This window comes from Georgenia sp. 311, assembly GCF_006151955.1.
Lineage (GTDB): Bacteria > Actinomycetota > Actinomycetes > Actinomycetales > Actinomycetaceae > Oceanitalea > Oceanitalea wutianyii.
In genome coordinates, this window is the sequence record NZ_VDFS01000045.1 from 6,069 (window position 1) to 13,874 (window position 7,806).

General features: G+C 74.1%; 6 protein-coding genes and 1 other RNA gene. All 7 read left to right on the forward strand.

Annotation, left to right across the window (positions count from 1 at the left end; all coding sequences use genetic code 11):
* Window positions 1–170 precede the first annotated feature (170 nt).
* Window positions 171–267: signal recognition particle sRNA small type (gene ffs, locus FHE66_RS09540), an RNA gene on the forward strand.
* 62 nt (window positions 268–329) lie between these two features.
* A complete protein-coding gene (locus FHE66_RS09545; protein WP_139072731.1) occupies window positions 330–2,930 on the forward strand; it encodes a DNA polymerase III subunit gamma and tau in 2,601 nt (866 codons plus the stop codon).
* Window positions 2,931–3,250: 320 nt separating this feature from the next.
* Complete coding sequence (recR, locus tag FHE66_RS09550) at window positions 3,251–3,850, forward strand: recombination mediator RecR (protein ID WP_139072732.1); 600 nt, start codon at window positions 3,251–3,253, stop codon at window positions 3,848–3,850.
* Window positions 3,843–4,445: a DUF5063 domain-containing protein gene (locus FHE66_RS09555; protein WP_139072733.1), complete on the forward strand. Its 603-nt coding sequence runs from the start codon at window positions 3,843–3,845 to the stop codon at window positions 4,443–4,445. The genes recR and FHE66_RS09555 overlap by 8 nt, the downstream gene beginning before the upstream one ends.
* 47 nt (window positions 4,446–4,492) lie before the next feature.
* Window positions 4,493–5,269, forward strand: coding sequence for a TSUP family transporter (locus tag FHE66_RS09560; protein ID WP_255303676.1), 777 nt, complete (start codon window positions 4,493–4,495; stop codon window positions 5,267–5,269).
* A gap of 130 nt (window positions 5,270–5,399) precedes the next feature.
* On the forward strand, window positions 5,400–6,671 hold the full coding sequence (locus FHE66_RS09565) for an aspartate kinase (RefSeq protein WP_139072735.1): 1,272 nt from the start codon (window positions 5,400–5,402) through the stop codon (window positions 6,669–6,671).
* Window positions 6,668–7,732: an aspartate-semialdehyde dehydrogenase gene (locus FHE66_RS09570; protein WP_139072736.1), complete on the forward strand. Its 1,065-nt coding sequence runs from the start codon at window positions 6,668–6,670 to the stop codon at window positions 7,730–7,732. The genes FHE66_RS09565 and FHE66_RS09570 overlap by 4 nt, the downstream gene beginning before the upstream one ends.
* Window positions 7,733–7,806 lie beyond the last annotated feature (74 nt).

Here is a 7,806-nt window from a genome sequence, read left to right on the forward strand (position 1 = left end):
GGGATTCGAACCCCCGAGGGCGTTAACCCAACACGCTTTCCAAGCGTGCGCCATAGGCCACTAGGCGAATCCTCCTGGCTGTGTAGAGGGTACCCGAGGTCGGGGCGCCGATCGAACCGCCGACCACAGGTGTGCGGCATCCCTCACTGCGCGCGTCGGTTAGACTGGTCGCCGACCCCTCGCGTGGCGTCACCCCACTGAACTCCCCCAGGGCCGGAAGGCAGCAAGGGCAGGTGGGCTCTGGCGGGTGCGCGAGGGGTCCTCGCATGTCCGCGTGGGCATCCACACGGCGGCCCCACGCGGGCTCGAAGACGCCTAGAGTTCTTCGGGTGAGCACCGCCCTGTACCGCCGCTACCGGCCCGAGACCTTCGCGGACGTCATCGGGCAGGAGCACGTCACCGACCCGCTCCGCGCCGCGCTGCGCGGCGACCGGATCACCCACGCCTACCTCTTCTCCGGCCCGCGCGGCTGCGGGAAGACGACGTCGGCCCGGATCTTCGCGCGCTGCCTCAACTGCGCAGAGGGGCCCACCGACACCCCGTGCGGGACGTGCCCGAGCTGTGTCGACCTCGCACGCGACGGCGCGGGCTCGCTCGACGTCGTCGAGATGGACGCGGCGTCGCACGGTGGTGTCGACGACGCCCGCGAGCTGCGTGAGCGGGCCGCCTTCGCCCCGGCCCGTGACCGCTACAAGATCTTCATCATCGACGAGGCCCACATGGTGACGAGCCAGGGCTTCAACGCCCTGCTCAAGCTCGTCGAGGAGCCCCCGGCGCACGTGAAGTTCGTCTTCGCGACGACGGAGCCGGAGAAGGTCATCGGGACCATCCGCTCGCGCACCCACCACTACCCCTTCCGGCTCGTGCCACCCGAGCGGCTGCAGGGCTACCTCGAGGAGCTGTGCGCCGCCGAGGGTGTGGCGGTGGCCACCGGCGTGCTGCCCCTCGTCGTGCGGGCCGGCGGCGGCTCCGTGCGTGACTCGCTGTCGGTGCTCGACCAGCTCATCGCCGGCGCACAGGACGGCGAGGTCAGCTACGAGCGCGCCGTCGCGCTCCTCGGCTACACCCACGCCACCCTGCTCGACGACGTCGTCGACGCCCTCGCGGCCCGTGACGGCGCGAGCCTCTTCCGCGTGGTCGACCGCGTCATCGACTCCGGGCACGACCCGCGGCGCTTCGCCGAGGACCTCCTCGAGCGGATCCGCGACCTCGTCATCATCGCGGTGTCCGGGGACCATGCGGCCGCGGTGCTCCGCTCCGTGCCCGCCGACCAGCTCGAGCGGATGCGCGTGCAGTCCCAGCAGCTCGGCCCGGCCGAGCTCTCCCGGGCCGGCGACCTCGTCAACGACGCCCTCACCGAGATGAGCGGCGCGACCTCCCCGCGTCTGCAGCTCGAGCTGCTGTGCGCGCGTCTGCTCCTGCCCGCTGCCGACGACGCCGGCCGCGGGTTCGGCGCGCGCCTGGACCGCATCGAGCGGTACCTGTCCGCCGGTGGGTCCGCCGCGTCCGCCCCTGCGGCCGTGCAGCCCGCTCCTCCGGCAGCCCAGCGGCCCGCGCCCGCCCCTGCGTCCCCGTCCGCTGCGGGTGGGCAGACCGCCTCGCAGACGCCCGTGGAGCCGACGCGCGGTCCCGCCGAGCCCGTCACCTCCCCGTCCGTCTCGCAGACGCGTGTGGAGCCGACGCGCGGTCCCGCCCGGCCCGTGACCGCCCCGGCGGACTCGGCGACGCCGCAGACCCCGCCCACCGAGCCGCCCGCGCGGCAGGAGCGCACGCAGCACGAGCCGCCCGCCACGCAGCGTCCGGCGCCGTCCCCCGACCGACCGCCCGCGGGCGGTGCGAGCGAGGACACCGCGTCGCCCCGGGCGACCGGCGCGCCCGCGAAGCAGCAGGAGGCCGCCGGCTCGCAGGAGCAGACCCGGGCGTCCCGCGAACCGTCCCGTCCCGCCCCGGCTCCCGAGCCGACCCCGGCCACGAGCGAGGCGCCGGCGCAGCGCGCGAGCGCCTGGCAGCGTCACGAGGCGCCGTCCGCGGCTGCCGCGGCGCCCCCAGCGACGTCGCCGGACACCCCCGTCCAGCCCGCGGGGGGCCAGGCCGGCCCCGACGCGGACCTCGTCCGTCGCCGCTGGAACGAGGTCCTCGCGACCCTCGCCCGCTTCAAGCGCACGACGTGGACCCTCGTCTCGCAGAACGCGCACGTCGGTGAGGTGTCCGGGGGTGTGCTCCACCTGGCCTTCAACACCGGCGGGCTCGCCCACACCTTCCGCACCGGCACCCACGCCGACGCCCTGCAGCGGGCGCTGCTCGAGACGCTCGGCGTCCAGCTGCGCATCGAGGCGGTGCTCAGCCAGGCGGCCGAGGGCGGCGACCAGGGGATGCCGTACGCCGCCGGCGGCTGGAGCGCGGCGGGCCAGCCCCCCGCCGAGCAGGGATGGTCGGCCCCGGCAGCACCGGCCCCCGCCGCCCCGGCACCGGCCACACCCGCACCGGCGACGCCCGCCGCCCCGCAGCCCGACAGCCCCGGCGCCCCGGTGGCGAGCCCGTCCGACGAGGGCGCCCCCGGCCCCTCCGCCGCGAGCCCGGCCGAGCCTGGAGCGTCCGAGGCCTGGTCCGGCCCGCCCGAGCCGGACGCCGACTCCTTCCCGCCGGACCCGGGCCCCTCCGTGCCCAGCCCCGAGGACGCGGCTCCTCCCGCGCCGCGCCGCGCCCAGGCCGCGCCCGAGCAGGGGCAGCGGTCCGGCGAGCGCCCGTGGGAGCGGCACGCCCCCGGCGGCTCGGCCCAGAGCGCGGCCTCCGCGCCGGAGAGCCGGCGGATGGTCGCCCCGGCGGACGACACCCCGAGCATGGACGACCCCGACGCCGAGAACTCCGGTCTCGTCGGGGCGCCCCTCATCGAGCGGATGCTCGGCGGGACGATCATCTCCGAGGACTGACCGCCCGGAACCCCGCTCCCGAGCAGAATTCGGCTCTCGCACGGAACTCGGCTCTCGCACGGAACTCGGCTCTCGTGCGGAACTCGGCTCTCGTGCGGAAGTCCGCTCTCGTGCGGAACCCGGCTCTCGTGCGGAACTCCGCTCTCGTGCGGAACCCGGCTCTCGCGGGGGAGAGGGGGAGGGATTCCGTCCGCGAGAGCGGAGTTGTGCGTGACAGCGGAGTTGTGCGTGACAGCGGAGTTGTGCACGACAGGGGAGTTGTGGGGCGCGTCCGGGCCAGGCGGCAACCTCGTGTGGGTGGGGGGACGTAGGCTGGTCGTGTGTACGAAGGCGCGGTCCAGGACCTCATCGACGAACTCGGGCGACTCCCCGGGGTCGGACCCAAGAGCGCGCAGCGCATCGCGTTCCACGTCCTGGCCGCCGACGCCGTCGACGTCGAGCGCCTCGCCCACGCGCTCACCGAGGTGAAGTCCAAGGTCCGCTTCTGCGCCGTGTGCGGCAACGTCTCCGAGGCGGAGCTGTGCCGCATCTGCTCCGACCCCCGCCGCAGCAGCGACGTCCTGTGCGTCGTCGAGGAGGCCAAGGACGTCGTCGCCATCGAGCGCACCCGCGAGTTCCGCGGGAAGTACCACGTGCTCGGCGGCGCCATCAACCCGATCAACGGCATCGGACCCGACGACCTGCGCATCCGCGAGCTCATGACGCGCCTCGCGGACGGGACGGTCACCGAGGTCATCCTCGCCACCGACCCGAACATCGAGGGGGAGGCCACCGCCACCTACCTCGCGCGAATGCTGCGGGGCATGGGCGTGCCCGTCTCCCGGCTGGCCTCCGGGCTGCCGGTCGGCGGGGACCTGGAGTACGCCGACGAGATCACCCTCGGCCGCGCGTTCGAGGGACGTAGGAGGATCGATGCCTGAGCACAACCCCGTCCGGGCCGCCGAGGCGGCCGAGGTCGCCGACCTGCGCGCCCTCGCCGCGGCCATGGCCGCCGAGTCCGAGCGCTACCTCGCCACGGTCACCGAGGTCGCCGCGGGCGCGCACCCCGACGCCGCGATGTCCCTCCTGCTGCTCGCCGTCGCCGACCTCTCGGCCGCCGGCGCCCGTCTCGGCGCGGTGGTCGACGTCGTCCCGCCCGAGCGCTTCGAGCCCGACGACGGCACCGAGCCCGACACCGACCCGCTGCGCCTCGGCCTGGCGAACCTCCTCGAGGGCCTGGACGAGTACCGCGAGGTGCCCGACCCGCTCGTCGACAACGTCTCCGTCACCGCCACCCTCTCCGCCGACCTCGCCGAGGTCGCTCACGCCCTGCGCCAGGGGCTGCAGCACCACCGGGCGGGCAACGACGTCGAGGCGCTGTGGTGGTGGCAGTTCTCCTACCTGTCCAACTGGGGTGACCGGGCGGCGTCGGCGCTGCGCACCCTCCTGTCCGTCCTCTCGCACGTGCGCCTCGACGTCCCCGCCGACGTCGCCGCCGACGCCGAGTTCGACGCGCTGCACGCCGAGATCGACTGACCGGACGGTCGGCCCGGCCCGGGCCGACGTGAGGCAGGATGTGCCCCGTGCCTCCCGACCTGGACGTGCTCACCCTCGTCCTCCTCCTGCTCGCCGCCCTCACCGCGGGGTGGGTCGACGCCGTCGTCGGGGGCGGGGGCCTCATCCAGCTACCGGCCCTCCTGCTCGTCCCGGGGATCAGCCCCGTCGAGGCGCTCGCGACGAACAAGGTCGGCTCGATCATGGGCACGTCGGTCAGCTCGCTCACCTACTACCGGCGGGTGGGCCCGGACCTGCGGACCGCGGCACCGATGGCGCTCGCCGCGCTCACCGGCGCCGTCGGCGGGGCGGCGCTCGCCGCCCAGATCCCCGCCGAGCTGTTCACCCCGATCATCCTCGTCGTCCTCGTCGCGGTCGCCGCCTGGACCATCGCCCGCCCGCGCATCGGCGCGCAGACCGACCTGCGGTGGACCGGCCGGGGCCACCACCTCGCCGCCGCCGGCCTCGGCCTGATGATCGGCGCCTACGACGGGCTGCTCGGCCCCGGCACCGGCACCTTCCTCGTCATCAGCCTCGTCTCCGTCCTCGGCTACGCCTTCCTCCCGGCCACGGCGCTGGCGAAGATCGTCAACTTCGCGACCAACCTCGGCGCGCTCATCTTCTTCGTGCCCTACGGCGCGGTGCTGTGGGGCCTCGGCCTCGCGCTCGGCCTCGCCAACCTCACCGGCGGCTACATCGGTGCGCGGATGGCCGTGGCCAAGGGCAGTGGGTTCATCCGGGTCGTCTTCCTCGTCGTCGTCCTCGCCCTCATCACCCGCCTCGGCTGGGACGTCCTCACCCGCTGAGCCGCCGGCCCTTCCCACCACGCGGACTCCAGGAGGCCCACGATGCGGGACCGCTAGACTGTGGCGCGTTCCGGGGCCGTGCCGCTCGCGGCGGCTCCTCGTGCACACCACCACCAGCGGAGCTCCTCTCGTGCCCCTAGTCGTGCAGAAGTTCGGCGGTTCGTCCGTCGCCGACGCCACCAGCCTCAAGCGCGTCGCGAAACGCATCGTGGAGACCCAGGAAGCGGGCAACGACGTCGTCGTGGTCGTCTCGGCCATGGGCGACACGACCGACGAGCTGCTCGACCTCGCCGCCTCGGTCACCGACAGCCCCTCCGAGCGTGAGCTCGACATCCTCCTCACCGCCGGTGAGCGCATCTCGATGTCGCTGCTCGCCATGGCGATCTCCGAGCTCGGTGTCGAGGCCCGCTCCTACACCGGCCAGCAGGCCGGCGTCCTCACCGACGCCGCGCACGGCAAGGCCTCGATCGTCGGTGTGGTGCCCGAGCGCATCGCGCGGACGATCGAGGAGGGCGGCGTGGCGATCGTCGCCGGCTTCCAGGGCGTGAGCGAGACGATGGACGTGACGACGCTCGGCCGCGGCGGCTCGGACACCACCGCCGTCGCCCTCGCCGCGGCGCTGGGTGCCGACGTGTGCGAGATCTACACCGACGTCGACGGCCTGTTCACCGCCGACCCGCGCATCGTCCCCACCGCCCGCCAGATCACCGACATCACCAGCGAGGAGACCCTGGAGATGGCGGCGCACGGCGCCAAGATCCTGCACCTGCGCGCGGTGGAGTACGCCCGCCGCTACGGGGTGCCCATCCACGTGCGGTCCTCGTTCTCCAACAAGATCGGGACCTGGATCCGCACCGACGACTCCTCGGAGGAAAGCAGTATGGAAGAGCCGATCATCGCCGGGGTCGCCCACGACCGCAGCCAGGGCAAGATCACCGTCATGGGTGTGCCCGACGTGCCCGGCGCGGCCGCCCGCCTGTTCGCCGTCGTGGCCGAGGCCGGGGCGAACGTCGACATGATCGTCCAGAACGTCTCCTCCGCGGCGACCGGCCTCACCGACATCTCCTTCACCCTCCCGGAGGCCGACGGCCCGAGCACGCTCGCCGCGCTGCGCGCCGCCGCCGGCGACCTCGGCTACTCCGACCTGCGCTACGACGACCAGATCGGCAAGCTCTCCCTCGTCGGCGCCGGCATGCGCTCCCACCCGGGCGTCTCCGCCCGCCTCTTCGGGGCACTGTCCGACGCGGGCATCAACATCGAGATGATCTCCACCTCCGAGATCCGCATCTCGGTCGTCACCCGAGCCGAGTCCCTCGACGGCGCCGTCCGCGCCGTCCACACCGCCTTCGACCTCGACAGCAGCGAGTCCGAGGCCGTTGTGTACGGGGGGACGGGCCGATGAGCGAGCAGGCACGCGGCGTCAACCTCGCCGTCGTCGGCGCGACCGGACAGGTCGGCGCGGTCATGCGCCGCATCCTCGAGGAGCGCGACTTCCCGGTCGCGAGCATCCGCTACTTCGCCTCGGCGCGCTCCGCGGGCACGACCCTCCCGTGGAAGGGCCAGGACGTCGTCGTCGAGGACGTCGCGACGGCGGACCTCGCCGGCATCGACATCGCGGTGTTCTCCGCGGGCGGCGCGACGTCCAAGGAGCAGGCCCCGCGCTTCGCCGCGGCGGGCGCGCTCGTCGTCGACAACTCCTCGGCGTGGCGCAAGGACCCCCAGGTGCCGCTCGTCGTCTCCGAGGTCAACCCCGAGGCGCTGGAGGACATCCCCACCGGGATCGTCGCCAACCCGAACTGCACGACCATGGCCGCGATGCCCACCCTCAAGGTGCTCCACGAGGAGGCCGGGCTCAAGCGCCTCGTCGTGTCGACCTACCAGGCCGTCTCCGGCTCCGGGCTCGCCGGTGTGCGGGAGCTCGACACGCAGGTGCGTGCCGCCGTCGAGCAGGACCCGACGGCGCTCGTCCACGACGGCTCCGCGGTCACGCTCCCCGAGCCGCAGACCTACGTCGCGCCGATCGCCTTCGACGTCGTCCCGCTCGCCGGCAGCATCGTCGACGACGGCAGCGAGGAGACCGACGAGGAGCAGAAGCTGCGCAACGAGTCGCGCAAGATCCTCGGCCTGCCCGACCTCGCCGTCTCCGGCACGTGCGTGCGCGTCCCGGTCTTCACCGGCCACTCCCTGTCGGTCAACGCCGAGTTCGAGCGTCCGATCACGCCCGAGCGGGCTCGTGAGCTCCTCGCCGGCGCTCCCGGCGTCGAGCTCGCCGACGTCCCGACCCCCCTCGCGGGGGCCGGGCAGGACGCGACGTTCGTCGGGCGCATCCGCCAGGACCAGAGCGTCGAGGGCGGGCGCGGCCTGGCCCTGTTCGTCGTCGGCGACAACCTGCGCAAGGGCGCCGCGCTCAACACCATCCAGATCGCCGAGCTGCTCGCCGAGCGGCTGCTCGCCCGCGCCTGACCCGCTCCGCCCGTCCCGCCGGGGTGGCCCTGCCACCGCGGCGGGACGGCGTCATGCCCGCCGGCCCGGCAGGG